Origin of the sequence: Streptomyces griseobrunneus (assembly GCF_046713465.1) — a bacterium.
Taxonomy (GTDB): Bacteria; Actinomycetota; Actinomycetes; order Streptomycetales; family Streptomycetaceae; genus Streptomyces; species Streptomyces microflavus.
Map to the genome: position 1 here is coordinate 1,055,785 of NZ_CP177080.1, position 24,965 is coordinate 1,080,749.

Below are 24,965 nucleotides of genomic sequence, written 5' to 3' on the forward strand. Positions count from 1 at the left end.
CCCACTGTGAGGAATCGGTCGTGGCACCTGGCAGTGCGCTCATCCCCCGGCTCATGGATCTCAGCCCCGGGACGGAAGCGCTCCGATACTGCTTCGCGCTGCCCGCGCACCCGGAGTCGGTGGCCGGCGCACGGCAGCTGACCCGGGCCAGGCTGGAGACCTGGAAGGTGGGCGGCGATGTGTACGACGCGGCCGTTCTCATCGTGTCCGAGCTGGTCACCAACGCGGTCGTGCACACCGCGAGCACCCGTGTGGTGTGCGAACTGCGCTGTCTCGGCAGACGTCTGCGGATAGCCGTCCAGGACCAGGGGCACCAGCCCGGCGGCCCGCGGTTGCGCCGCTGTTCCGACGACGAGCACGGGCGCGGTCTGCTGCTGGTCGACACGATGAGCAGCGCCTGGGGATCCCATGACGCCGGGGACGACTCCGGCCGCATCGTATGGGCGGAGCTCCCGCACGGCATGGAGCAGCCATGCTGAGGAACGCGCTGTCCCGGCTGCGCGGTGCGCACCGCTCGCGCCCGTCCGAGGACGGCCGCGGCGGCCGGGTGCAGCTGTCGCTGCCGCCCTCGATGTCGGCCAGCCTGGGCTGCGACGCGGTCGGCGTGCCCGCCCGGCACGGCTTCCGCCTGATATCCCATCTCCCGCGCACCGGCTGCGTGTTCGCCGACGCGGACCGCTGGTGGTGGATCGTCCCGGCCGGCTCCGACCTGGATCTGGACTGGCCCGAGCAGGTGATGTACGCACGGGGCGCCGATGTCCCCGCCGTGCGCCCCCGCCTGATCCACTCGCCGGACAGCCTCACTCCGTACACCCCGCCCATCCCGCTTTTCCTGATGGTCTGTCAGGTCGCGGGGGTCGTACCGACCTGGGCCAGGAGCGTCGTCCCCGCCCCCTGAAGCGAGCCTGCCTCTAGGGCCTGTCGAGGTAGGCGAGCTGCGGGTGGACCTCGGTGTATCCGTCCACCAGCCGCCGGGCGACCGCGACGGAGTCGACCAGCGGGTGCAGCGCGAAGGCCTGTACGGCCGCCGCCCGGGACCCGCTCTCCGCCGCCTCCAGCACCGCGCGCTCCACGGCCTTCACCGCCGTGACGAGGCCGACGGCGTGGTACGGGAGTGGCGAAACGGCCACCGGGTGGGCCCCGTTGGCGTCGACGAGGCAGGGCACCTCCACGACGGCTTCCGCATCCAGGACCGAAAGGGCCGTGCGGTTGCGGACGTTGAGGATCAGCGAGGTGCGTTCGTTGCGGGCGACGGCCCGCATCAGCGCGAGGGCGACCTGTTCGTAGCCGCCGGACTCCAGATCGCTCTCCTCCCGCTCCCCCGCCCCGGCGACGTCCCGGTTCTCCGCCATGTAGGTGGCCTCGCGCTCGGCGCGGGTGCGGTCCCAGGTGGCCAGGGCCGGGGTGCCGGGCTCCCGCATCCGGGCGTAGAAGCCCTCCTGCTGGTCGCGCAGGAAAGCGCCCCGGGTCTGTTCGGCCTCCTGGTAGGCGGTGACGGCTTCGCGGTTGAAGTAGTAGTAGTGCAGGTACTCGTTGGGGATCGCGCCCAGCGACCGGAGCAGTTCCGCGCCGAAGAGCCGGCCCTCCTCGAAGGAGCCGAGCAGGGCGGGGTCGGCGAGCAGCCGGGGCAGTTCGTCCCGCCCGTCGACGTACAGCCCCCGCACCCAGCCGAGGTGGTTGAGTCCGGCGTAGTCGATCCAGGCCCGGTCCGGGTCGGCGCCCAGGACGCGGGCGATGCGGCGGCCGAGCCCGACCGGTGAGTCGCAGATGCCGATGACCCGGTCGCCGAGGTGGCGGGACATCGCCTCGGTGACCAGCCCGGCCGGGTTGGTGAAGTTGATGGTCCAGGCGTGCGGGGCGAGCCGGGCGATGCGCCGGGCCAGGTCCACGGCGACGGGGACGGTACGCAGCCCGTACGCGATGCCTCCGGCGCCGACCGTCTCCTGGCCGAGCACGCCCAGGTCGAGGGCGACCCGTTCGTCGGCCGCCCGGCCTGCCAGGCCGCCGACGCGGATCGCGGAGAAGATGAAGTCGGCGCCGCGCAGCGCCTCGTCCAACTCGGTGGTGGCGACGACGGCGGGCGCGTCCGGGACGCCCTCGGCCTGTTCGTCGAGGACGCGGGCGACGGCGGTGAGCCGGTCGGCGTCGGTGTCGTACAGGGTGACCCGGGAGACGCGGCCCTCGGCGTGATCGCCGAGCAGGGCCCCGTACACGAGAGGCACCCGGAATCCGCCACCGCCAAGAATTGTCAGCTTCACGCTGCTCGATGGTACGGGGGTGGCTCGGCGTGGTTGCGGTGGCTCGCGTACAGCAAGGCCCCGGACCCCACATACGGGCCCGGGGCCACCAGCAGGGTCAGTAGCCGTTCCACCAGCGGGAGACCGCCTGCCAGAGCCGGGCGGGCGCGGCCGGCCGGCGCTGCTGCGGGATCACCGCCGTACCCGGGGCCGGCTCGCCGGTCGCCGGGGCGGGGGCGTCCGCGGGAGCCGCGGCCGGGCGGTGCTGCGGCGCCGCGCCCGGGGCGTGGGCGGGCTGCATCCCCGCGATGGAGTGGGCGGGCTCGGGGACCGGGCGGGCCGGGGAGGAGATCTCCCAGCCGCCCGCCGGGCGGACGGCGCGGGCCATCACCGAGAGCGGATCGGAGTCCAGCTTCTGCTGCGGGCTGGGGGCGAACTTCACCGGCAGCTCGACCAGGTGGCGGGACATGATGTTGCCCACCCAGCGCAGCTCGCTCTCCTCGGTGCCGAGCTCCAGGTCCGGCAGCCGCATCAGCAGGGCGTCGACACCCACGTCGGCGATGGCTCGGCCGATGTCCTGGCCGGGGCACTCGTGCGGGCCGCCGCTGAACGCGAGGTGGGCGCGGTTGCCCTCCATGTTGGCGGTGAGGTCCGGGCGCACCGTGGGGTCGGTGTTGGCCGGGGCGATGCCGACGAGCAGGGCGTCGCCCGCCTTGATCTGCTGGCCGCCGAGCTCGGTGTCGCCGACCGCCCAGCGGCCGAAGACGGCGGTGAAGGGCGGCTCGTCCCAGAGGGTCTGCTCCACCGCTTCGGGCACGGTCATGTGGCCGCCGCTGAGCCGGGCGCGGAAGCGCGGGTCGGTGAGGACCATGCGCAGCACGTTGGCGATGAGGTTGGCGGTGGACTCGTACGCGGCGATGAGGATGAGCCGCAGGTGCTCGACGACCTCGATGTCGGTCATCGTGGCGGGGTGTTCGACCAGCCAGCTGGCGAAGTCGGGGGCGGGTTCGGCGCGGCGGCGCTCCACCAGACGCGTCAGCACGGAGACGATGTGGGCGTTGCTGGCGACGGCGGTCTCGGTGCCGCGGGTCATGTCGCGGGCCGCCTGGACGAGCCGCTCGTCGTACTCCTCGGGCATGCCGAAGATCGCGCACATCACCATCATCGGCAGATGCTCCGCGAACTGGCCGACCAGGTCGGCGCTGCCCTTCTCGGAGAAGTCGTTGACCAGCCGGTTGCTGAAGCGGTTGATGTGGCGGCGGACGCCGCGGGTGTCGATGCGCTCCATGCTGTCGGTGACCGCGCCGCGCTGCCGCTCGTGCTTGGCGCCGTCGGCGAAGACGCAGACGGGCTGCCAGGTGAAGATCGGGGCGAGCGGGTGGTCCGGGGCGACGCTGCCGTCCTGGAGGGCCCGCCAGCGCCGGGAGTCCCGGGAGAACTGGGACGGGGTCCGGGTGAGGTGGAGGTTCTCGCTGTGGCCGAGGACCAGCCAGGCGGGTACGTCGCCGTGGAGCAGGACCGGGGCGACCGTGCCGTGTTCGGCGCGGAGCTTGTCGTAGAGGCCGGCGGGGTCGTTCTCCGCCTCGGGGCCGTAGAGCCGGCGCAGTCCGCCGGGGCCGGTGCCGAGGTTGTGGGCCGGGCACTGGGGCGGCGGGACGGCGCCGGGTTCGTGGTGGAAGGGGGTTGTCACAGTGGCTCCAGGGATCAGGACGGCCAAGGATCGAGCACAGGCGGGCAGGGGTGTACGGGGCGCGCGTCGGGGGAACGGCGTGCGCCCCGCCTTCGGGACGGCCGGGAACCGTCCCGAAGGCGTCAGGCGAGCGGGACGGCCAGGCTGTGCAGATAGCGCATCAGGGTCATCAGCACATCGCGGCTGGAGGCCCGCAGCCGGGCGTCGCAGTCGATCATCGGGACCTCGTCGGGCAGGTCGAGGGCTCTGCGCAGGGCCTCGACCGGGTGGTGCGGTGCGTCGGGGAAGGTGTTGACGGCCACCACGAACGGCACTCCGCGCTCCTCCAGCCGCCCGATGACGTCGAAGCTGACTTCGAGCCGCCGGGTGTCGATGAGGACGACGGCGCCGAGGGCTCCTTCGAAGAGGCCGTTCCACAGGAACCAGAAGCGTTCCTGGCCGGGGGTGCCGAACAGGTAGAGGATCAGCTCCTCGCTGAGGCTGATCCGGCCGAAGTCCATGGCGACGGTGGTGGCGGTCTTCGTCTCCACCCCGGCGTTGTCGTCCACGCCGACGCCGGCCTGGGTCATGGTCTCTTCGGTGGTCAGGGGCCGGATCTCGCTGACCGAGCCGACCATGGTCGTCTTGCCGACCCCGAACCCGCCGACGATCACGACCTTCACCGCGGCGGTGGCCGTGGTGGGGAGGACGTCCTCGCTGCGGGGTCCGGTGATCGTGTCAGAGCTTCTGAAGTCCATGCATCACCGCTTCGAGAAGGGACCTGTCGGGGAGTGTGGCGCGGACGATCGGCGCACGCGACTCGATGAGTTCGGTCGCGAGCAGATCGCTCAGGAGCGAGGTGACCACGCTGAACGGCAGGCTGAGGTAGGCGGAGATCTCGGCGACCGACAACGGGGCCTGGCAGAGCCGCAGGATCGCGGCCTGCTCCGGCTGGAACGTCGGGGACGGCTCGGCCTGGGCCACGACCATCGTGACCAGGTCGAGGGCGGCCCGTTCACTGCCGTCGAGATCACCGGTGATCACGTACAGCCGTTCCGGGTCGCTGAGCGCCGGATCGGTCTTGCGGCGTTCTCGTCGGGGTCCGCTCATCCGGACTGCCCGCCGTGGCGGGGCGGACTGGTCAGGTGGGCGCCGATCCGCACGACCATGTCCCGCATCCTGGCGCCGACAAGCCCCGCGTCGACGGTCTCGCCCGCCAGCACGGCGAGATAGGCGCCGGTTCCGGCCGCCATCAAGTAGAAGAAGCCGCCGGTGACTTCGATGACCACCAGCTTCATCAGGCCGTCGCTGTAGGGGATTTCGGTGGCAACCGCGGCGGCCAGGCTCTGCAGCCCGGCGCAGGCCGCCGCCAGCCGGTCGGCGACGTCGGGGTCGCCGCCGTGCATGGCGATGCGCAGCCCGTCCGAGGAGAGCACCACGATCTGGTGGATGCTCGGCACGTCGTCGGCCAGTTCCTTGAGCATCCAGTCCATGTTTCCCCGCTGCTGGATCACTTGAGGTCTCCCTTGTCCCACGCGTCATCGGAGTCTTCGCCGTGCTTCGGTTCCTGCGGTACGCCGTTGACGGCCTTGGTGAAGGCCTCCAGCCAGAGGCCGGGGGGCTTCTCGCCGCCGTGTCCGGCGTCGGGGGCCCCGCCCCTGTTCGGCAGTCCCCCGTTGACGGGTGCGGGCGCCGGCGGGGGCTGCTGCGGCAGGTTGTGCGAGCCGAGCGGGGCGCGGCCCCGGCTGCGGCGCTGCGGCAGTCCGTTCTCGGTCCACTCGGTGACCACCGGAAGGTCGTCCTCCATGGGCGCCGCCGGCACCGCCGGACGCGCGGTCGCGGCAGGGGCCCCGGCGGGGGCCGGTGCGACCACGGAGGGCACGGGGCCGGTGGCGGCGGGCTTGGGCTTGCGCTTGCCGGGCGGCGGCACCACGTGCTGGAGCTGCGACATGTCCAGCGAGCTGGTGGGCCGCGAGGTGGCGCCGATGCCGTGAGCGATGCCCGGGGCGGGCCCGGTGGTGATCATGTCGCGCGGCACGATCAGGACGGCGCGGACCCCGCCGTACGCCGACTGACGCAGGGACACCTGGAGCTGGTACATCCGCGAGAGCCGGCCGACGACGGCCATGCCGAGCCGCGGGGACTCCCCGAGGTCGTTCATGTTGATGCCGGCCTGGGCCTGGGCGAGCATGTTCTCGGCGCGGGCGCGGGCCTCCTCGCTGAGGCTGACGCCGCCGTCCTCGATCTCGATGGCGATGCCGGTCTGCACCTCGACCGCGGTGACGTGCACCCGGGTCTGGGGAGGCGAGTAGCGGGTCGCGTTGTCGAGGAGTTCGGCGCAGGCGTGGATGAGCGGCTCGACCGAGGTGCCGACGATGGCGACCTTGGCGATCGAGTGCAGATCGACGCGCTGGTACTCCAGGATGCGGGACATCGCACCGCGCAGCACGCTGAACAGCGGTACGGGCTTGGGCCACTGGCGGCTCGGACGGGCACCGCCGAGGACGGCGATGGAGTCGGCGAGCCGGCCGATCAGCGCGGTGCCGTGGTCGATGCGGAGCAGGTCGTCGAAGACCTCGGGGTTGCGCCCGTAGTGGTCCTCCATCTCCCGCAGCTCACTGGCCTGGCGGTGCACGATCGCCTGGACGCGGCGGGCGACGCTGACGAAGGCGCGCTGCGCGGAGTCACGCCGGGCCTCCTCGTTGTCGATGACTTCGAGGACCTGGTAGATCTGCTCGCGCAGCGCCTTGGGCAGATGCCGGTTGGCCGCATCCGCGTCGACGATGTCGCGCATGACCTCCTCGGGCGAATTGCCCACCCGCAGGCGCCGGATGGCGGCGGGCATGACCTCCTTGGTGAGCCGCACGGTCTCGGAGTCGTGCGAGAGGATGCGGTGCTCCAGGTAGGCGATGCGCCGTTCGTACTCCGCGCGCTGGGCGCCCATGGCGCGCCGGCGGCGGTGCAGCGCCACGGTGAGCACGGCGACCACGAGCGTGGTGATCGCGCCGCACACGGCGACTGGTATCCGCGCGGCCGGGACCACCAGGACCGCACCGGCGGCGGTGGCGCCGGCCAGCAGGACCACGGGCGGCAGGACTACGCGGACGACGGGGACTTCTCTGTCGGTCGGCGGTGATTCAACACGGACCATCTAAAACCCTCTGGCGGTTGATTCCGGGATGTATACGCACGTGTGCGGAGACTCATGAACAAGTGCTCGAATTCACATCAACTCGACTTCACTGCGCGTGAGCTTAGCCAGATCAGAACAGGGGATCGGCATATTCACCCAACCCTCTGCGGGAGCCCGCGAAGAGGAATACACTCGCCAGTTTTCGCACTCAGCGCTGCGGAGCGTGTGCATGGAGTGACGGTGGCCGGAAAGCGGCCGCCCTTCTCTTCCCGTGTACTGGAGAGCGGGACGGAGTCCATCCACAAAAGGCTGATACCCGATCAATTGACCTGCCCTGGACTCGATTTCGTACCGCAGAACAGGACAGAGGCACAGATGATCGAACCGGATCGAAAGGAACAGATTCCTGACCACTCAAGGGGTGACCCGGAAAATCGCTGGGCTGACGCGTATACGGCCGCAGTTTGCACGGGCCCCTTGAGCACCCGGCGCGGACGGTGCGGCAGCGGGGATCATGGCGGTCGGCACCGCCGTGCGGGGGCGTCGGCGGCATACCCGGAGTGACGAGAGGGAGCGGGCGGAAGCATGACTGCGACAGGTGACTACACGATCGGCTCGCTGGATACGGGGCTCCGCGCCATGCGGCTCTTCCTCACCCATGACACCCTCACCGTCACCGAGGCCGCCGAGCGGCTCTCCGTCGGACGGTCCACCGCGCACCGGGTGCTCAGCACGCTGGAGAGCCGGGGGTTCGCGATCCGGGACACATCGGGGCGCGGCTACGCGGCGGGCCCGGAGCTGGTGCGGCTGGGCCGGCCCGCGGGGTTCGGCCGCGCGGCCCGCGAGCGACTGGGGCCCGTGCTGGAGGACGCGGCCGGGCGGACCGGTGAGACGGTGTGGAGTGTGGCGCTCATCGGCGACCAGGTCATCGTCACCGACGGCCGTGAGTCACCCCATCCGGTGCGCGTGGCACTGGAGTTGGGGCGGACCGGCCCGGCCCACGCGGGGTCGGGCGGGCTTCTGCTGCTCTCCCGGATGACGGCGGACCAGGTGTGCGCGCTGTATCCGTACGAGGAGCTGGAGCCGGTCACCCCGGCCACGCTCACCTCGCGGGCGGCCCTGCTGGACGAGCTGGCGCTGATCCGGCGGAACGGCCACGCGGTCAGCCGGGGCACGTCCGTCCCGGGCATGGCCACGGTCGCCGTCTCCCTGGCCGGGTCCAGCTGGCGGGACCGGCTCGCCCTGGTGGCCGCGGCCCCGGCGGACCGGTCCGGCGACGCGGCACTGGCCGAACGCGCGGAGCGGCTGGGGGAGTCGGCGGCGCTGCTGGCGCCCGCGCCCCCATCCTGACCCCGTCTGTACGGCTCGCTCAGCGCCGCGCCCCGCCGAGCCGCCCCTCCAGCTGTACCAGCAACTCGCTGAGCCGTGAGCTGAGTTCACCGCTTCGCTCGTCGTCGAGCCCCGAGAGGACCGCCCGCTCGTACGCGAGCTGTTCGGGCAGCAGCCGGTCGACCAGGGCCCGGCCCTCGTCGGTGAGGCGGACGTGGGCGACCCGCCGGTCGCGCTCGTCGCCCCGGCGGTCCATCAGGCCGCGTTCCTGGAGTGCCCGCAGCCGCTTGGTGACGGCGGCGCCGGAGGAGAAGGTCTCCCGGGCCAGCTCGCCCGGGGTGAGTTCCCGGTCGGTACGGCGTAGGGCGCCGAGGAGGTCGAACTCCGCGCGGGTCAGTCCGGCGGATCGCAGCGGGGCGTCCTCCGCCTGCCGGAGCAGGGCGGCGCAGCGGTTGATCCGGCCGATGAGTTCCATCGGGCCGGTGTCGAGCCCGGGGTTGACGGCCTGCCACTGCCGCACCACCGAGGCCACGATGTCGTCGGTCACTCCGCTCCGTTCTCCGGGGCGTGGGCCGCCAGTCCGCACCCGCTCTCCGGGGCGCGGGCCACCGGGCCCAGCCGTTGTGCTGTCGCGGCGAGCGTACGGTGCCCGGCCTGCTCGGCCGCGAGAAGCTTCTGCTCGGGCAGGGCGCGTTGCCACCACTCCCCCGCCGCGGTGTCACCGGCCTCACGCAGTTCGACGAGGCTCGCGGTCAGCGCGCGGCGCGCCCGGTCGAGCTCGGCGGAGGGGGCGGCGTACGCCGTTTCGGCCTCGGTGCGGGCCCGGGCGGTGGCTTCCAGGGCGCGCTCGACGCGGCCCGCCGCCCTGCGGTTGGTGACGAGCATCGCCGCGAGGAACCCGGCGAGCGCGCCGAGGACGGTGTCCAGGACCCGGTCGCCGATCAGCTCCACGGCCGGGTGGGCACCGCCGAACTCCAGGACCAGGAGGGCCATCGGGGTGACGGCGACGGAGCCGAGCCAGTAGTTCCGGGTGATCAGGGCCTCGGCGGCGAAGCTGAAGAAGAGGCAGCACAGGACGAGGGCGAGCGGCCCGGTGCGGGAGAGCGGCAGGACGGCGGCGAAGACGAGGACGCCCAGGAGGTTGCCCAGGGTGCGCTGGAGGGCCCGGTTCCAGGTCAGGGTGACATTGGCCTGGTAGAGGGAGGCGGCGGTGACGATCGCCCAGTAGGGGCGGCCGACCCCGAGGGCGGCGCAGAGGTACCCGGCGAGCGCGCAGCCGATCAGTGTGCGGGCGGCGACGGGCAGCAGGTGCGATCCGGGGCCCAGGCTCCGCAGCAGCGTGCGGCGGGCGGCGCGGCGGCCGCCGGATCCCCGCAGCGCGGCGCGTTCGGCGTCGATGCCGTACAGCGCGGCCCGCTCGGCCTCGGTCCCGTACAGCGCGGCGGCCGCGCCGGGGGCGGGCGGCGGTACGGGGACCGGCCCCCGCGCGCGGACCAGTGCGGCCAGTGCGCGCAACCGGTCGGGGTCGGGAGACGGGGCGGCGAGGGCCTCTTCGGCGTGCACCACCAGCCGTTCCAGGGAGCGTCGTACGGGGGTGGGGCGGCCGGAGACGAGCAGGCACTGCCAGGTGGTGTGCACCGCGGCGGCCGCGGCGTTGCGGCTACGGGGGCCGGGATCGGCGGCGCAGTCGGCGGCGGCTTCGAGGGCGCGGGCGACGGCCCGGCGCTCGGGTCCCTCGCGGCGGATCAGCGCGGGCCCCACACAGACGAGCCAGGCGAACGTCCCCGCGGCCAGGGTCAGGGCGAGATGGGCCGGGACCTGCCCCAGGCGCTGCGGGGCGAACAGCGCGGCGGAGCTGACGAAGGTGAGGATCACATGGCCGGGCGGCCCGATCCGGGTCGCGTCGCACAGGACCTTCTGGGCGGCGGCGAGGAGCGCGCCGATCGCGACGAGCACGGCGGTCGAGTGCGTGAGCGAAGCGGTGACCAGCGCCGTCGCGAGCCCGGCGGACATGGAGAGCACGACGCCCGCCACGGTTCGGGCGCGCTGGGCGTACGGCAGGGTGTGGCCGTACAGCGCACAGAGCGAACCGGCCATCGTGTACATCACGAGGTCGAGCCGGCCGGTGGCCAGGAGCGTCAGATGCGGTACGGCGGAGGCGACGACCACGCTCAGCGCGGGCTTGAACCAGGTGTCCGAGGGGCGGCCGAGCCGGAGCGGGGCGGCCAGGGGGAGGCCGCGGGCGAAGGGCTGCCGGACCCGGGTGGATGTATCACTCACCCATATACGTTAACAGGTATTACACCTGTAAATGATATGGCGGCAGGAGCCCGGACAGCACAGCGCCGCCACCCCCGAAGGGGCGGCGGCGCCGGGCCGGTCGTACGTCGTGCGCGGATCAGCCGAGGCCGCGGGCGTCCTGCTTGAGCGCGGTGTCCACCGTCAGGGCCGTGGCCACGACGAGGCTGAGCAGCGGCTCGGGCAGCCGCTGGTGGATCTGGAGCACATAGTTGTCGGCCGTCGTGAACATGGTCTTCGCGAGGCCTTCCCAGGTCTTGGTGATCCGGGCGACCTCGGTGCCGTGCTGGTCGACGATCGCGAAGTTCCAGGCGCGCCAGTTCTCCGCCCTGATCGCGCCGACCTGCACACCCCCGGCCGTCATCGCGAAATTGATCTTGCCGATCGCGTTCTGCTGGACGATCTCGCCGACCGGCTGCCCGTCCGGGCGCTGGACGATGACACGGGACTTGATGAACTTCGCCGGACGGGTCAGCAGGAGCTGGGGCCGGCCGTACGCGTCGCGGATCTCCAGCCGGTGCGTCAGGTACTGGTCGATGCTGGAGACGAAGCGGATCACCTTGCGCAGCGCGCTCTGGCCGACCTGGACGACCGAACCGACGGTCGCACCATGCTGGTCGAACACCCGGTACTCGTTCGTCACCTCGATCAGCTTGGCCTTCTGGTTCACCACCAGGACCGGCTGGTCGAAGAGCGAGCCACCGGAGACGGCCTGCTGACCGGCGGGCTGCTGGGCGACCGGCTGTTGCGGGGCGGCCTGCTGGGCGGGGATCCCAGCGGCGGCCGGTGCCTGCTGCCCGTCGGCCGGATGCGTGTGCTCGGTCCAGCGGCCGCCGTCCCAGTAGCGCAGCAACTGGGGTGCTCCATGAGGATCCGGGAACCAGCCCGCAGATATGTTCGATTGCGTGGTCACTGAGGCACACTATCCCGCGGAATCGGTGACCCATATTCTTTCAATCTTCATGCAGCTACTACGATGACGGGCCATGACCAGGGTGAGCGCTCGGACCGACCGGCAGCGGTGCCGCTCACGTGTGCCCACCTCGCTGGGCTGGGTGTTCGCCCTGCTGTCCCTGCTCTTCTGCTGCTCGGTCACCACCTCGGCCGCCGCCGCAGTGCCCGTGACGGTGGCGGCTCAGGCCCCCGTACGGACGCTGACACCGGTGCCCGGTCTGACCATCGAGCCGGTTGTCATGGCCACCCCCGCGGACCGGGGGCTCGGAACCTCGTGCCACGGCGGCTCGACCCACTCGGCGGCCATCGTGCTCCCGGTGTCGTCCGCACCCGTGGCGCTCCCCTCCCCCGTGGCCCTCGCGCCCGTCGCCCCGCTCACCGGGGCGGCCGCCATCCGGGGGCCCTCCCACGACGCTGCCCACTCCGTCGATCAGCTGCGTCTTCAGGTCCAACGGATCTAGAGCCGGGTCCGCTCCCCTCTCCGCGCCTCGTGCCGGAGCCCGGGAGCGGCTGCCCGTGTGCCCTGTTTTCCCTTGCTTTCCTGCACGACCGTCTGCATCCCCCGCATCCGCTGAACGACGAGGACCTTCCATGGCTTCCGCCAAGAACCAGAACTCCCCCGCCAACGCACGTCGCGCCAAGCTCGAAGAGGCCCGCCGCAAGGAACGCGCCCGTGAGCGCCGGGTCCGCATCATCACCATCAGCGCGTCGGTCGCCGTGGTCGCCGCGCTGGTCGCCGGGGGCGGCTACCTGATGTCCCAGGCGAACGAGAAGGAGGAGAAGGAGCAGCAGGCCAAGACCTCCCAAGTCACCGGTGAGCGCAGCTGGGACGACCTGGGCCGGGAGCACGTGGCGACGAAGGTCGACTACCCGATGAACCCGCCCGTCGGCGGCGACCACAACCAGGTCTGGATGAACTGCAACGCGGACGTCTACACCGCCGAGATACCGAAGGAGAACGCCGTCCACTCCCTGGAGCACGGCGCCGTCTGGATCTCGTACAACGACAAGGCCCCGGAGGCGGACGTCAAGGCCCTCACGGAGAAGGTCAAGTCCACCCCGTACTCCTTCATCAGCCCCGTCAAGGACCAGAAGGAACCGCTGATGCTCAGCGCCTGGGGCAAGCAGGTCACGGTCAAGAGCGCCACCGACGCCCGGGTCGCGCAGTTCCTCACCAAGTACATCCAGGGCCCGCAGACCCCTGAGCCCGGTGCCGCCTGCACCGGCGGACTCGACAAGTGACCTCCGTGACGGGCCCGTTCTCCTCCACCCGCCGGATGGTGCTCGCGGGCGCCGCCGTGCTGCTGCTGGCGGTGGGCCTGGTGCTGCTGATGGTGGGACCGCCGTCCGCCGCGTCCCCGTCCGCGAAGGCTGCGCGGTCCGCTCCTGCGGAGGAGTCCGCGGACGCGGGGTTCGCCCGGGACATGGCGATCCACCATCAGCAGGCGGTGGAGATGTCGTTCATCGTGCGGGACCGCACCGATGACGAGGACGTGCGGCGCCTGGCGTTCGACATCATCAACACCCAGGCCAACCAGCGCGGCATGATGCTGGGCTGGCTGGAGATGTGGGGCCTGCCCAAGAGTTCGGCGAAGCCGCCGATGGCGTGGATGGGACACACTGTCGAGCCGACCGGCGACGGTTCGCTGATGCCGGGCATGGCCACCGACGCCGAGCTGGCGGCGCTGGAGGCCGCCGAGGGCAAGGCGGCCGAGGTGCTCTTCCTGCGGCTGATGACCGTGCACCACCGCGCCGGTGTGGACATGGCGCGGGCCGGGGCCGAAGCGGCCGGGACGGATGTCATCCGCAACCTGGCGAAGGGCATGGTCAGCGGCCAGCAGTCCGAGATCGGGCTGATGGCGGACATGCTGAAGGCCCGGGGCGCGAAGCCCTGAGCGCGGGTGGCCCCTTCCACCGGGACCTTCCCGGAAGCGGAAGGTTCCCGGAACCGGAAGGGGCCGCCTCCGCCCTGCTGACCACGGTGTCCGCCATCGCATAGGCTCGGCGACGATATGAAGAGCATCCTCACTCCGCTGGGGCCCAAGGCCGACAAGGACACCGTGCGACGGCACAATCTGAGCCTGGTACTGCGAGCCGTGCGGGACGAGGGCGAGAGCGGGGAGGCGACCCGCGCCGGCGTGGCCGCCCGGGTCGGACTGACCCGCGCCGCGGTCTCCTCGCTGGTCGAGCAGCTCATGGACAGCGGGTTCCTCACCGAGTCGGGCAAGACGTTCAGCGGGCAGGCCGGGCGCCCCGGCACCGCGCTCAAGGTGGCCCGCACCGGTCCCGCCGGCCTCGGCGTGGAGATCAACATCGATTACGTCTCCGTCTGCGTCGTCGACCTGGCGGGTACCGGCCGGGTCCGGCAGACCGAACACCTCGACAACCGGGGCGCACCCGCCGGGGAGGTCCTCGCCCGCGCGGCCGCGATCGCCGCGCGGACCCTGGACTCGGCGCGCGAGCAGGAGCTGCGCCCGGTGGGCGCCGCGCTGGCGCTGCCCGGTCTGGTCTCCGGCGGAGCGGTACGGCAGGCCCCCAACCTCGGCTGGAACGAGGTCCCGGCGCAGGATCTGTTCGCCGACGCGCTCGCCGCGCTCCGCCCCGGGCAGGGGGTGCTGCCGGTCGCATCGGAGAACGAGGCCAATCTCGCGGCGCTGGCCGAGCTGTGGTTCGGCGGCCTCGGTGACGTACGCAGCTTCCTGTATCTGACCGGTGAGATCGGGGTCGGCGGGGCGCTCGTGCTGGGCGGCGAACTGCTGCGCGGTGCGCACGGGTTCGCCGGGGAGATCGGGCATGTGGTGGTGGACCCGGACGGGCCGGAGTGCCGGTGCGGGTCCCGGGGCTGCCTGGAGCAGTACGCCGGGCAGACGGCGCTGCTGCGGGCGGCCGGGATCGAGGGGGCCGGGGGCGGCGCCGGAGTGCTGGAGCTGGAGCGGCGCGCCCGGGCCGGGGACGCGCGTGCGGTGGCGGCGATCGCCGAGGCGGGCCGGATGCTGGGCCGGGTGGTGTCGGGGGCGGTGAATCTGGTCGACCCGGACGCGGTGGTGCTCGGCGGGATCTACCGGGGCCTGATGCCGTGGCTGTCGCCGCCCGCCGACGAGGAGCTGACCGGCCGGGTGGTCTCGGGGCTCTGGTCCACGGGCAGCGGCCGGCTCCGCGCGTCGTCGGTGGCGGGGGACGCGGCGCGGGGCGCGGCGGCGCTGGTGGTGCAGGACGTACTGGACGACCCGGTGGCGTACGCGGAGCCGTCGGGGGCGTGAGGTGGTACGCCCGGGGCCTTTCGAGGGCCCCGGGCGCCCCCGTACCGTCAGCGCACCGCGAGCAGGTGGTCCATGGCCAGCTGGTCCAGGGCCTCGAAGGCCATCCCGCGTTCCGCGGCGGCGTCGACGTCGAACTCCTCGTACGCCGTGCGGTCGGCGAGCAGGCCCGTGAGGCCGTCCCCAGCGGTGGGGCGTGCCAGTTCGTCCAGGCGGGAGGCGCGCAGCGCGGCCCGTACCTCGGGGTCGGCGCGGAAGGCCGCCGCGCGCTCCTTGAGGATGAGGTAGTTGCGCATGCAGCCGGCCGCCGAGGCCCAGACGCCGTCGTAGTCCTCGGTGCGCGGGGGCTTGAAGTCGAAGTGGCGCGGGCCCTCGTAGCCGCTCTCCAGCAGGTCGACGAGCCAGAACGCCTGGCGCAGGTCGCCCGCGCCGAAGCGGAGGTCTTGGTCGTACTTGATGCCGGACTGGCCGTTGAGGTCGATGTGGAAGAGCTTGTCCGCCCACATCGCCTGGGCGATGCCGTGGGGGAAGTTGAGCCCGGCCATCTGCTCGTGCCCGGTCTCCGGGTTGACGCCGACCAGTTCGGGGCGCTCCAGCCGCTCGATGAAGGCGAGGGCGTGGCCGATCGTGGGCAGCAGGATGTCGCCGCGCGGCTCGTTCGGCTTGGGCTCGATGGCGAAGCGGAGATCGTAACCCTGCTCGGTGACGTACTCCCCCAGCAGGTCGAAGGCCTCCTTCATCCGGTGCAGGGCGAGGCGGACGTCCTTGGCCCCGCCGGACTCCGCCCCCTCACGGCCGCCCCAGGCGACGAAGGTGGTGGCGCCGAGCTCGACGGCGAGGTCGATGTTGCGCAGGGTCTTGCGGAGCGCGTAACGGCGTACGTCCCGGTCGTTGGCGGTGAACCCGCCGTCCTTGAAGACCGGGTGGGTGAAGAGGTTCGTCGTCACCATGGGCACGACGAGACCGCCGGCGTCGACCGCCTGCCGGAACCGCTTGACGACCGCCTCGCGCTCGGTGTCGGTCGAGCCGAAGGGGATCAGGTCGTCGTCGTGGAAGGTCACGCCCCAGGCGCCCAGCTCGGCGAGCCGTTGTACGGACTCGACGGGGTCGATGGCCGCGCGCGTGGCGTCGCCGAAGGGGTCCCGGCCCTGCCAGCCCACGGTCCACAGGCCGAAGCTGAACTTGTCCTCGGGGGTGGGGGTGAAGCGTTCCGTCATCGTCGTCCGACCGCCTTCGCCTGCCGTCGGGGGCGGGGCCGGAAGCCCCGAACCCCTATTTGTTCAGTGTCATGACTAATCATGCACACGGTCCCCGTCCGGCGTAACCCCCTGGCCGGTGGCGAGTGGGCCGGAGGCCTGTTCCCCGGGCCGCGGATCACGTAATTTGTTCGCGGTACAGCCGAATGAGCCCCACCCGCCACCCGAAAGAGGCCGCCCATGTCGTCACGTACCGTCGTCATCGGCGTGGACAGCTCCACCCAGTCCACCAAGGCCGCCGTGATCGACGCCGTGACCGGCGAACAGCTCGCCGTGGGGCGCGCCCCGCACGTGGTCACCGGGGAGGGCGGCGCCCGGGAGAGCGACCCGGAGGTCTGGTGGCGGGCGCTGGGCGACGCGGTGGCGGCCGGACTGAAGGAGTCGGGGCTGCCCGCGCGCTCGGTCACCGGGATCGCGGTGGCCGGACAGCAGCACGGGCTCGTCGTGCTGGACCGTTCGGGCCGTCCGCTGCGGCCCGCCCTGCTGTGGAACGACACCCGCTCGGCCCCGCAGGCCGCCGCCCTCACCGCCGGGCTCGGCGGGCCCGGCGCCTGGACCGCGCGGACCGGTTCCGTGCCGGTCGCCTCGATCACCGCCTCCAAGTGGCAGTGGCTGCGCGAGAACGACCCGGACGCGGCGAAGGCCGCCGTGGGCGTGCGGCTGCCGCACGACTTCCTCACCGAACGCCTCGCGGGCGTCGCCGCCACCGACCCCGGGGACGCCTCCGGCACCGGCTGGTACGCCACCGCCACCGGCGCCTACGACCCCGTGCTGCTGGACCTGCTCGGCCTGGACCCGGCCCTCCTCCCCGAGGTCGCGCCCACCGGGGCGGCCAGGATCGGCTCGCTCACCGACGCGGCGGCCGAGGCACTGGGGCTGCCCCCGGGCATCGCGGTCGCGGCGGGGACCGGCGACAACATGAGCGCGGCCGTGGGCCTCGGTCTCGGCGGCGCCGGGCTGCTGGACCACCCGGTCCTCTCCCTCGGCACCTCGGGCGTCGTCTTCGCCGCCTCCCGCACCCGCTCCACCGCCCCCGCCCTCTCGGGGTTCGCCGCCGCCGACGGTACGTACCTCCCGCTGGCCTGCACCCTCAACTGCACGCTCGCCGTGGACAAGGTCGCCTCCCTGCTCGGCCTGCACCGCGAGGACACGGCACCCGGCGGAGAAGCCGTACTGCTCCCGTACCTCGACGGCGAACGCACCCCCGACCTGCCCACCGCCTCGGGGCTCCTCACCGGTCTGCGCCACGACACCACCCCGCAGCAACTCCTCGGCGCCGCCTACGAGGGCGCGGCCGTCACCGTCCTGCGGGCGCTGGACACCCTGCTGCGGGCCTGCGGCCTCGACCCCGACGCCCCCGAGGTCGCCTCCCGCCCGCTGCGGCTGATCGGCGGCGGGGCGCAGGGGCGGAGCTGGGTGGAGACGGTCCGCCGGCTCTCCGGCCGCCCGCTCGTCATCCCGGCGGGCGGCGAACTGGTCGCCCTCGGTGCGGCCGCGCTCGCCGCGTCCGCTGCGGGCGGCGGGGACCCGGTGGCCCTGGCGACCTCCTGGGGCGCGGGCGCAACGGGCAGTCAACTCGACGCCCAGGAGCGGGACATGGAGACCTGGCAGCGGGTCACCTCGGTGCTGGACCGCGCCTCGGAACCGTTGCTCGGCGGCTGACGGGTGAGTAAGGGCCGGACGTCGGCGACCCCGGTTGGGAATACGAACTGATTTTCCATAAGATCCGGCGATGATCACAAGAAATCGGCTGACGACCGGGGTGTGCATAGCGCTGGCCACCCTGGCCGCCGGGCTCGGCTCCGTGCTCCCCGCAGCCGCCGACGAACCACCGGCCACCCCCGCCCCCAAGGTCGAGCTGGTCCTCGATGTCAGCGGCTCCATGCGCACCCGCGACATCGACGGCCAGTCCCGGATGAACGCCGCCAAGCAGGCGTTCAACGACGTCCTGGACGCGGTGCCCGAAGAGGTCCACCTCGGCATCCGCACGCTCGGCGCCGACTACCCGGGCGACGACCGCAAGGTCGGCTGCAAGGACACCAAGCAGCTCTACCCGGTCGGCCCCCTGGACCGCACCGAGGCCAAGACCGCCGTCGCCACCCTCGCCCCCACCGGCTGGACCCCGATCGGACCCGCGCTGCTCGGCGCGGCCGACGACCTCGAAGGCGGCGAGGCCACCCGCCGGATCGTCCTCATCACGGACGGCGAGGACACCTGCGGTCCGCTCGACCCGTGCGAGGTGGCCCGCGAGATCGCCGCGCGTGGCACCCATCTGGTCATCGACACCCTCGGCCTGGTGCCCAACGCCAAGATCCGCCAGCAGCTCACCTGCATCGCCGAAGCCACCGGCGGCACGTACACGGCCGTCCAGCACAAGGACGAACTCTCCCGCCGCGTAACGCAGTTGGTGGACCGGGCGGCCGAGCCGGTCATCACCCCGGTGGCGACCGAGGGAGCGGGCAGCTGCTCCGCCGCGCCCAAGCTGGAGCCGGGCCTCTACACCGACCGCGAGGAGATCGGCGAACACCGCTGGTACCGGGTCGATGTGCTGCCCGGTCAGGAGCTGCGCGCCTCGGTGAGCGTCGCGGCCGACCGTGCCGTCGACAACGACTACGGCGTACTGCTGCGCGCGGTGACGGTCCACGGGCGCGAGATCGTCCGGGGCTCGGAGTCCGGCACCGGACGTACGGATGTGATCTCCTCCGGCCTGCGCTACCCGAGCCCCGAGATCGAGGACGGCGACGACGGCAGCGGCAAGCCCGCAGCCGAGACCGTCTGCCTCCAGCTCTCCAACGCCTTCTCCGCGCCCGCCTCGGTGAAGCGGACGCCCGGTCTGCCGGTGGAGCTGACCGTGGACCTGGTGGACGGACCGGACCGGGCCGCCGACGTGGCGGCCTTCGGCCTGGGCCGCGGCTGGTGGCTGCTCGGCGTCCTCGTCCTCACCGGACTGGTCGCGGGCCTGCTGACCGGCTGGATCACGCGCTGGCGCATCGCCGTATGGAGGACCAACTGATGGTGACGACGACATCCCGCCGCTCCCGCACCCGCGGCGCGCGGCCGGCGTTCGCCGGGGCGCTGCTCGCCGGGCTGACCCTGCTGACCCCGGCGGGCGCGGCCGTGGCCGACGGCCCGTCGGCGAGCGCGAGCCCCGGTGACGAGGGCTCAGGCCCCACCGAGGCCGGCACCACCTTCCGCACGGCGACCGCGCTCCAGCAGGGGCAGAGCGGCACCGCGCAGGCGTCGGCGGGCGACTACCTGTACTGGGTGTTCCCGGCCGACACCGGTCAGCGCGCCACCGTCAAGGCGACGGTGAAGCTGCCGGAGGGCGAGGCGAAGCGTTCGGCCTCCACATGGCAGATCGACGTGTACGACGGGCTGCGCCGCCGCCAGGCGTGCCAGTACGGGCACCAGACCAGGAAGGCGGCGGCCGACGCCTCGGCGGTCGAGCTCTCCTGTGTGCTGCGCACCGTACGGTCCTGGTCCGAGCCGTGGGCCAACGACCCGCTGCCCGGCAGCTACTACGTACGGCTGACCGTGGTGAAGGTCCCGGCCGACGACCTCGGGCTGCCGTTCGAGGCCGAGGTGCGGGCCGACTCCGTGGACCAGGGCGGCGCCCACCACGTGGACGGCGCGCTCGCCGAGCCGCTGGTGCCGGGCATCTCGGTGACCGGCGCTTCGGGAGCCCCCCAGGCGCGGGCCGCCGGTGAGCCGGAGGACGGCTGGGCCTCGGGCTGGTGGACCGGCCGGTGGCTGTGGACGGTCGGCGGCGGAGTGCTCGGCGCGCTCGCGGCCGTGTTCGGCTACTCGCTGACGCGGGGCCGGGGCCGCCCGGCGCACGTGTCGCACGGGGTCTGAGACGCCCCTGCCGGCCGGTCCACGGACGGCACGGAGCCGGTCCGCCCCACCCGCCGGTCCCCGACTGGCCGCCTCCCCGCCTCTCGAAGATCCTGAACGGGATCGCTTCGAGACGGGGAGGCAGCGCCGGTGTGGCAGTTCTTCGCGGACAACCCGTGGGTGACCGTGTTCGCGGTGATCGCGCTCGGCTCGCTGCTCGGGCTGGTGCGCTTCGCCCCGGTACGGCTGGGGGCGGCCGGTGTCCTGTTCGTCGGCCTCTTCGTGGGGGCGCTGGACGAGGACATCGCCGCCGCCGTGCCCGCCGGGGTCTCGGCGCTGGGCCTGGCCCTCTACGTGTACACGGTCGGCCTGGAGTCGGGCCCCTCGTTCTTCCGTGAACTGCGCGGTCAGCTCGCGGTTATGGCGGGGGCGGTGGTGGCCCTGGTCGTCACCGCCGCGGTGGTCGGCCTGGTCGGACATTACGGGTTCGGCATCAGCGGCCCGTTCCTCGCGGGCGGGTACGCGGGCATCGGGACGACCACCCCGGGGCTCGCCGCCGCCCAGGACGCCTCGGCCGACCCGACGCAGCCCGCTGTCGGGTACGCCATCGGCTACCCGCTCGCCGTCGTCATCACGATCATGTTCGTCTCGGCCGTCGCGGCCCGCCGCACCTGGGCCGCCCGCCGCGATCCCGGCTCGGGCCTCCCGTCCACCCTCGTCACCCGTACGGTCGAGGTGGCCCGGGAAACCCGCTGGGCCGACGTCCCCGGAGTGACCGCGCACCGGGTACTGGCCAGCGAGTACCGCCCCGCTGACGGCGTCACCCGGGTCGCCCGGGAGCTGGACCGCCTCTCCCCCGGCGACCAGGTCGTCCTGGTCGGCGGCGAGGACGACGTACGGGCGGCGACGGACGCGCTCGGGTCCCTCGCACCGCGCCACCTGCTGGACGACCGCAGCGCCGTGGACTACCGGCGGGTCCTGCTCACCAACCCCGACCTGGCCGGGCACACGGTCGCCGAACTGGGTCTCGGCGAGAAGTACGGGGCCGCGGTCAGCCGGGTGCGGCGCGGTGACTTCGACATGCTCGCCCACGACGGCCTGCTGCTCCAGCTCGACGACCGGGTACGGGTGGTGATGCCGCGCGAGCGGACGAGCGAGGTCACGACGTACCTGGGCGACACGGAGGCGAAGGTCAGCGAGGTGAGCGCGGTCAGCCTGGGCGTCGGCCTCGCCCTGGGCTTTCTGATCGGCATCCCCTCCCTCACCCTCGGCTCCACCACGCTGGCGCTGGGCATGGGCGCCGGCCCGCTGGTGATGGGCATGATCCTGGGCCGGCGCCGCCGCACAGGACCGCTGGTGTGGACCCTGCCGACCCGGGCCAACCTGACCCTGCGCCAGATCGGCCTGCTGCTCTTCCTCGCCGTGGTCGGGCTCACCTCCGGCTACTCGTTCCGCGAGAACGCCTTCTCCCTCTTCGGGCTGAAGCTGGTGGCCGTGCTGGCGATCGGCGCGGTGGTCAGCTACTCCCTGATGGTGCTGGTCGCCAAGGGGCTCGGCCAGAGCCGGGAGCGGACGACGGGGCTGCTGTCGGGCTATGTCGGCAACCCGGCGATCGTGGCGTACGCCAACAGCCGGGCGAGCGACAGCCGGATCAACAACGGGTACTCGACGCTGTTCGCCCTGGCCATCCTGGTCAAGATCGTCTGCATCCAGCTGATCGTGGGGCTGTGAGCCCGTGCCGGTCCGGACCGGTCGGGCGTGCTCTGTCGGACCGCGTTCAGACCAGCCGTACGCTCAGCTGAGCGCCCAGCTCCCGGTAGCCCAGCGCCGCCGCGACCCGGCGGGAGGCGGCCGGGCGGGCCCGCCGCTGCGGGAGCGTACCCCGCGGCGGAGAGGACTCCCGCGCCTCCGTCCCGTACGACGAACACCGGTGAGGTGATCTCCTCCAGCCCGCTCTCGCCCGCGTCCTCCTCGCCCGCCTCCTCCGACAGCGCCCGCAGCGCCGCGTGACCGGGGGTCAGGCGTCCGGTCGGGGCGCCGGTGGGCCCGGGTGGGCGCAGCGCGTTCGGAGCCAGGTAGGCCAGGGCCGCCGGGCCGAGGGTGTCGGCCACCGGGAGCAGTCCGGTGACCGTCGAAGGGTCGGTGGGCCGGTCGGTGGGGAGGCCGGTCAGGGCGTTCCGTACGGAGTCGGCGGCCCGGGTGGTGGGGGCGGTGATCAGGGCCGGATCCCCGATGGTCACCACGCCCACCCAGGACGGCGGCGCCAGGGCCGAGGCCGGGGAGACGAGGACCGCCGGGCGGCCGGGGGTTCCGAAGACGGCGTCCGGTGCGGCTGCCTGTTCCTGCCACAGCGCGCGGGCGCGGCCCGACGGCGAGTCGATCGACATGGCGGGATTGTCACATGCGGCGGAAATTCTGCCGCCGCACCCTGTTCGAATCCGAAGGCCGATACGGCTACGCTCGACAACTCGCCTACTCCGCACGGCTGATGACGGATTCCGGCCACGCCGGTCCGACGCCCTGGCGGAGTGCCGCCCTCATCACATTCGATGAGGTTCGAACGATTGCGCGCCACCCAGTGGCGCATCCCAGGGAGCGGAGTCCTTTCGATGTCCACGCAGACCGGCCCGGCGCTCGACACTCCGTCTCGCGACCATGCGTTCGTACCGGGTCCCAGAGGGCTGCCGCTGCTGGGGAACCTGCCGCAGTTCGGGAAGAACCCCCTCGCCTTCTTCGAACTCCTGCGGGGACACGGGGACATGGTGCGCTGGCGGTTCGGGCGCAACCGGTGCGTGTTCATCTCCGACCCGGAGTGCATAGGCGAGCTGCTCACCGAGACGGAGCGCACCTTCGACCAGCCCCAGCTCGGCGTCGCGTTCCGGGCGGTCATGGGCAACGGGATCATCGTGGCGCGGGGCCGGGACTGGCGGCGCAAACGTTCGCTGGTGCAGCCCTCGGTGCGGCCCAAGCAGGTCAAGTCGTACGCGGCCACCATGGCGAGCTCCGCGGTGGAGCTGGCCGACACCTGGTCGGACGGTGAACGTGTCGACGTCAAGAAGGAGATGGCCGCGCTGACGCAGAAGATCGCGGTGCGCACCATCTTCGGCGTGGACACCCCCGCCGACTCGGAGGCGATGGGCCGGGCGATGGATGTGGCCCAGCTGGAGATCGGCAAGGAGTTCGCGGGGATCGGGGCGCTGCTGCCCGACTGGGTGCCGACTCCGGGCCGGGCTCGGATCAGGAAGGCTGCCGCCGTGATCGACTCCGAGGTGGGGCGGGTGGTGGCCCGGCATCGCGACGGCGAGACCGAACGCCCCGATCTGCTCAGCCGGTTGCTCACCGCGGTCGACGAGAGCGGTGAGCGGCTCAGCGACGAGGAGATCCGCGACGAGACGGTCACCCTGTACATCGGCGGCCATGAGACGACGAGTTCGACCCTGGTGTGGGCCTGGTATCTGCTCGCGCGGAACCCCCGGGTGCGGGCCGCGCTCGCCGAGGAGCTGGACCGGGTGCTCGGCGACCGGGAGCCCGGTTTCGAGGACTACGCCCAACTCACCTACACCCAGGCGGTGGTGAAGGAGACCCTGCGCCTGTACCCGACGATCTGGCTGATCACGGGGGTGGCGAAGGAGGGGGCCCGGCTCGGCGGTCTGCCGATCCCGGAGGGGACCCGGGTGTGGAGCAGCCAGTGGTCCACGCATCGCGACGCGCGGTGGTTCCCCGAGCCGGAGGAGTTCCGGCCGGAGCGCTGGGACGCTACGAGCGGGGACGAGATCGCCGAGTACGCGTGGTTCCCGTTCGGCGGCGGGCCCCGGGTCTGCCTGGGGACCCGGTTCGCGATGGTCGAGTCCGTGCTGATCCTCGCCGTGCTGGCCCGGCGCTTCGAGCTGGACGTCGAGCCGGGCGTCGTCGAGCCCGTACCGAGCCTGACTCTTCAGCCGGACCGGGATGTGCTGGCGACCGTCCGGGCACGGTAGCCAGGAAACGGACGCCGCCCTTCGCGCAGGGCGGCGTCCGGTTCTTCAGCCCTAGTCCAGCCACTTCTTCCAGACGTCCGGGTGGCGGTCGATCCACCGCTTGGCCGCCTCCTCCGGGGTGAGCCGCTGCTGGGCGATCATCTCGGAGACCTCGTTCTGGTCCTTCTCCGACCACTGGAACTTCTTCAGGAACGAGGCCGCGTCCCCGCCGCGCTCGACGAAGTCGGCGTTGAGGAACTTCTGCAACGGCGTCGTCGGGTAGGCGCAGTCGATGTCCGCAGGGTCCTTGGCCGCGCACTCGTCGGTGTACTCCGGGAGCTTCACCTCGACCATCGGCACCTCGTTGAACAGCCACTGCGGCTGGTACCAGTAGCTCAGGAAGGGCTTCTTCTCCTTGGCGAACTGCTGGATCTGGGTGATCTGGGCCGCCTCGGAGCCGGCGAAGACCACCTTGTAGTCCAGGTCCAGGTTCTTCACCAGGGCCACGTCGTTGGTGACGTAGGAGGGCGAGCCGTCCATGAGCTGGCCCTTGCCGCCGCTCTCGGCGGTCTTCAGCTCGTCCGCGTACTTGTCGAGGTTCTTCCAGTCGGTGACGTCGGGGTGCTTGTCGGCCCAGTACTTCGGAACGTACCAGCCGATGTGGCCGGTGACCCCGAGGTCGCCGCCGCGGACGATGGTCTTCTTCTCGTCGACGTACAGCTTCTCCTGGTCGGGGTGGCCCCAGTCCTCCAGGATCGCGTCGACGCGGCCCTGGCTGAGGGCGTCCCAGGCGGGGACCTCGTCGGTCTGCACGAGATCGACGCGGTATCCCAGCTTGTCCTTGAGGAGCTGCTCGGCCACGGCGACGTTCGCCTGGGCGCCGACCCAGGACTGGACGGAGAGGGTGACCGTCTTGACCCCGGCGGGGGCGGCGAACGGGGAGGACTGCTTGGTCATGTCGGCGGCGCCGCAGCCTGCCGTGGTGAGCAGGGCGGTGGCCGAGGCGAGCGCCACGAGCAGGCGGGTTCGGGAGCGGTTCATC

Annotated in this window: 23 protein-coding genes; 12 read left to right on the plus strand and 11 right to left on the minus strand. The window is 72.5% G+C overall.

Annotated elements, in window-relative coordinates; genetic code table 11:
* Positions 1–20: 20 nt before the first annotated feature.
* On the plus strand, positions 21–479 hold the full coding sequence (locus ACK8N7_RS04935) for an ATP-binding protein (RefSeq protein ID WP_355079627.1): 459 nt from the start codon (positions 21–23) through the stop codon (positions 477–479).
* Positions 473–898: a hypothetical protein gene (locus tag ACK8N7_RS04940; protein WP_403210355.1), complete on the plus strand. Its 426-nt coding sequence runs from the start codon at positions 473–475 to the stop codon at positions 896–898. The genes ACK8N7_RS04935 and ACK8N7_RS04940 overlap by 7 nt, the downstream gene beginning before the upstream one ends.
* A gap of 13 nt (positions 899–911) precedes the next feature.
* Here the strand turns inward: ACK8N7_RS04940 and ACK8N7_RS04945 are convergent, their stop codons facing one another.
* The 6 genes from ACK8N7_RS04945 to ACK8N7_RS04970 form a co-directional block, all read right to left on the minus strand.
* Positions 912–2,258 (minus strand): 6-phospho-beta-glucosidase, encoded by a 1,347-nt coding sequence (locus ACK8N7_RS04945; protein ID WP_500441123.1) that lies wholly within the window; start codon positions 2,256–2,258, stop codon positions 912–914.
* 97 nt (positions 2,259–2,355) lie between these two features.
* Positions 2,356–3,927, minus strand: coding sequence for a cytochrome P450 (locus ACK8N7_RS04950; protein WP_403210351.1), 1,572 nt, complete (start codon positions 3,925–3,927; stop codon positions 2,356–2,358).
* Between the two features lie 122 nt (positions 3,928–4,049).
* A complete protein-coding gene (locus ACK8N7_RS04955; protein WP_003964952.1) occupies positions 4,050–4,664 on the minus strand; it encodes a GTP-binding protein in 615 nt (204 codons plus the stop codon).
* Positions 4,645–5,016, minus strand: coding sequence for a DUF742 domain-containing protein (locus ACK8N7_RS04960; RefSeq protein ID WP_015612609.1), 372 nt, complete (start codon positions 5,014–5,016; stop codon positions 4,645–4,647). Before ACK8N7_RS04960 ends, ACK8N7_RS04955 begins: the two co-directional genes overlap by 20 nt.
* Positions 5,013–5,420 (minus strand): roadblock/LC7 domain-containing protein, encoded by a 408-nt coding sequence (locus ACK8N7_RS04965; RefSeq protein WP_006128841.1) that lies wholly within the window; start codon positions 5,418–5,420, stop codon positions 5,013–5,015. The genes ACK8N7_RS04960 and ACK8N7_RS04965 overlap by 4 nt, the downstream gene beginning before the upstream one ends.
* Complete coding sequence (locus ACK8N7_RS04970) at positions 5,417–7,057, minus strand: sensor histidine kinase (RefSeq protein ID WP_403210349.1); 1,641 nt, start codon at positions 7,055–7,057, stop codon at positions 5,417–5,419. Before ACK8N7_RS04970 ends, ACK8N7_RS04965 begins: the two co-directional genes overlap by 4 nt.
* A gap of 567 nt (positions 7,058–7,624) precedes the next feature.
* Between ACK8N7_RS04970 and ACK8N7_RS04975 the strand changes: the two genes are divergently transcribed.
* A complete protein-coding gene (locus ACK8N7_RS04975; RefSeq protein WP_403210347.1) occupies positions 7,625–8,389 on the plus strand; it encodes an IclR family transcriptional regulator in 765 nt (254 codons plus the stop codon).
* A gap of 19 nt (positions 8,390–8,408) precedes the next feature.
* Here ACK8N7_RS04975 and ACK8N7_RS04980 read toward each other — a convergent pair whose 3' ends face one another.
* The 3 genes from ACK8N7_RS04980 to ACK8N7_RS04990 all read right to left on the minus strand — a co-directional run bounded on the left by ACK8N7_RS04980 (position 8,409) and on the right by ACK8N7_RS04990 (position 11,579).
* Entirely contained in the window at positions 8,409–8,915 is a 507-nt protein-coding gene (locus tag ACK8N7_RS04980; protein WP_403210345.1) for a MarR family winged helix-turn-helix transcriptional regulator, read from the minus strand.
* The gene (locus tag ACK8N7_RS04985; protein ID WP_500441126.1) at positions 8,912–10,648 is read right to left on the minus strand and encodes an FUSC family protein; all 1,737 of its coding nucleotides are present in this window, start codon (positions 10,646–10,648) and stop codon (positions 8,912–8,914) included. Before ACK8N7_RS04985 ends, ACK8N7_RS04980 begins: the two co-directional genes overlap by 4 nt.
* Before the next feature lie 118 nt (positions 10,649–10,766).
* A complete protein-coding gene (locus ACK8N7_RS04990) occupies positions 10,767–11,579 on the minus strand; it encodes an LURP-one-related family protein (protein WP_500441128.1) in 813 nt (270 codons plus the stop codon).
* Between the two features lie 73 nt (positions 11,580–11,652).
* Between ACK8N7_RS04990 and ACK8N7_RS04995 the strand changes: the two genes are divergently transcribed.
* The 4 genes from ACK8N7_RS04995 (at position 11,653) to ACK8N7_RS05010 (ending at position 14,880) form a co-directional block, all read left to right on the plus strand.
* Positions 11,653–12,081, plus strand: a complete 429-nt coding sequence (locus tag ACK8N7_RS04995; protein WP_403210339.1) for a hypothetical protein — start codon at positions 11,653–11,655, stop codon at positions 12,079–12,081.
* Between the two features lie 130 nt (positions 12,082–12,211).
* Positions 12,212–12,862, plus strand: coding sequence for a thioredoxin-like domain-containing protein (locus ACK8N7_RS05000; RefSeq protein WP_500441130.1), 651 nt, complete (start codon positions 12,212–12,214; stop codon positions 12,860–12,862).
* 35 nt (positions 12,863–12,897) lie between these two features.
* Positions 12,898–13,515: a DUF305 domain-containing protein gene (locus ACK8N7_RS05005; RefSeq protein ID WP_500445689.1), complete on the plus strand. Its 618-nt coding sequence runs from the start codon at positions 12,898–12,900 to the stop codon at positions 13,513–13,515.
* Positions 13,516–13,632: 117 nt separating this feature from the next.
* Complete coding sequence (locus ACK8N7_RS05010; RefSeq protein WP_500441132.1) at positions 13,633–14,880, plus strand: ROK family protein; 1,248 nt, start codon at positions 13,633–13,635, stop codon at positions 14,878–14,880.
* 47 nt (positions 14,881–14,927) lie between these two features.
* Here the strand turns inward: ACK8N7_RS05010 and xylA are convergent, their stop codons facing one another.
* Positions 14,928–16,094 carry a xylose isomerase gene (xylA, locus tag ACK8N7_RS05015; RefSeq protein ID WP_403210335.1) on the minus strand — a complete coding sequence of 389 codons (1,167 nt, stop codon included), beginning with the start codon at positions 16,092–16,094 and terminating at the stop codon, positions 14,928–14,930.
* Between the two features lie 219 nt (positions 16,095–16,313).
* Here xylA and xylB point away from each other — a divergent pair, with 219 nt between their 5' ends.
* The 5 genes from xylB to ACK8N7_RS05040 all read left to right on the plus strand — a co-directional run bounded on the left by xylB (position 16,314) and on the right by ACK8N7_RS05040 (position 23,944).
* Positions 16,314–17,795: a xylulokinase gene (gene xylB, locus ACK8N7_RS05020; RefSeq protein ID WP_500441134.1), complete on the plus strand. Its 1,482-nt coding sequence runs from the start codon at positions 16,314–16,316 to the stop codon at positions 17,793–17,795.
* 70 nt (positions 17,796–17,865) lie between these two features.
* Positions 17,866–19,146 (plus strand): VWA domain-containing protein, encoded by a 1,281-nt coding sequence (locus ACK8N7_RS05025; protein WP_403210331.1) that lies wholly within the window; start codon positions 17,866–17,868, stop codon positions 19,144–19,146.
* Positions 19,146–19,988, plus strand: a complete 843-nt coding sequence (locus tag ACK8N7_RS05030; RefSeq protein ID WP_500441136.1) for a hypothetical protein — start codon at positions 19,146–19,148, stop codon at positions 19,986–19,988. The genes ACK8N7_RS05025 and ACK8N7_RS05030 overlap by 1 nt, the downstream gene beginning before the upstream one ends.
* A 129-nt stretch (positions 19,989–20,117) precedes the next feature.
* Positions 20,118–21,698, plus strand: coding sequence for an aspartate:alanine exchanger family transporter (locus tag ACK8N7_RS05035; RefSeq protein ID WP_500441138.1), 1,581 nt, complete (start codon positions 20,118–20,120; stop codon positions 21,696–21,698).
* 878 nt (positions 21,699–22,576) lie between these two features.
* Entirely contained in the window at positions 22,577–23,944 is a 1,368-nt protein-coding gene (locus tag ACK8N7_RS05040) for a cytochrome P450 (protein ID WP_403210325.1), read from the plus strand.
* 51 nt (positions 23,945–23,995) lie between these two features.
* Here the strand turns inward: ACK8N7_RS05040 and ACK8N7_RS05045 are convergent, their stop codons facing one another.
* Positions 23,996–24,964: an ABC transporter substrate-binding protein gene (locus ACK8N7_RS05045; RefSeq protein WP_500441139.1), complete on the minus strand. Its 969-nt coding sequence runs from the start codon at positions 24,962–24,964 to the stop codon at positions 23,996–23,998.
* Position 24,965 lies beyond the last annotated feature (1 nt).

Excerpts from the sequence above, each read along its gene's own strand:
- ACK8N7_RS05040 (WP_403210325.1), top strand. The coding sequence starts at position 22,577 with ATGTCCACGCAGACCGGCCCGGCGCTCGACACTCCGTCTCGCGACCAT.
- ACK8N7_RS05030 (WP_500441136.1), top strand. The coding sequence starts at position 19,146 with ATGGTGACGACGACATCCCGCCGCTCCCGCACCCGCGGCGCGCGGCCG.
- ACK8N7_RS05045 (WP_500441139.1), bottom strand. The coding sequence starts at position 24,964 with ATGAACCGCTCCCGAACCCGCCTGCTCGTGGCGCTCGCCTCGGCCACC.
- ACK8N7_RS05010 (WP_500441132.1), top strand. The coding sequence starts at position 13,633 with ATGAAGAGCATCCTCACTCCGCTGGGGCCCAAGGCCGACAAGGACACC.
- ACK8N7_RS04940 (WP_403210355.1), top strand. The coding sequence starts at position 473 with ATGCTGAGGAACGCGCTGTCCCGGCTGCGCGGTGCGCACCGCTCGCGC.
- xylA (WP_403210335.1), bottom strand. The coding sequence starts at position 16,094 with ATGACGGAACGCTTCACCCCCACCCCCGAGGACAAGTTCAGCTTCGGC.
- ACK8N7_RS05025 (WP_403210331.1), top strand. The coding sequence starts at position 17,866 with ATGATCACAAGAAATCGGCTGACGACCGGGGTGTGCATAGCGCTGGCC.
- ACK8N7_RS05005 (WP_500445689.1), top strand. The coding sequence starts at position 12,898 with ATGGTGCTCGCGGGCGCCGCCGTGCTGCTGCTGGCGGTGGGCCTGGTG.
- xylB (WP_500441134.1), top strand. The coding sequence starts at position 16,314 with ATGTCGTCACGTACCGTCGTCATCGGCGTGGACAGCTCCACCCAGTCC.
- ACK8N7_RS04960 (WP_015612609.1), bottom strand. The coding sequence starts at position 5,016 with ATGAGCGGACCCCGACGAGAACGCCGCAAGACCGATCCGGCGCTCAGC.
- ACK8N7_RS04975 (WP_403210347.1), top strand. The coding sequence starts at position 7,625 with ATGACTGCGACAGGTGACTACACGATCGGCTCGCTGGATACGGGGCTC.
- ACK8N7_RS04995 (WP_403210339.1), top strand. The coding sequence starts at position 11,653 with ATGACCAGGGTGAGCGCTCGGACCGACCGGCAGCGGTGCCGCTCACGT.
- ACK8N7_RS05000 (WP_500441130.1), top strand. The coding sequence starts at position 12,212 with ATGGCTTCCGCCAAGAACCAGAACTCCCCCGCCAACGCACGTCGCGCC.
- ACK8N7_RS04970 (WP_403210349.1), bottom strand. The coding sequence starts at position 7,057 with ATGGTCCGTGTTGAATCACCGCCGACCGACAGAGAAGTCCCCGTCGTC.
- ACK8N7_RS04955 (WP_003964952.1), bottom strand. The coding sequence starts at position 4,664 with ATGGACTTCAGAAGCTCTGACACGATCACCGGACCCCGCAGCGAGGAC.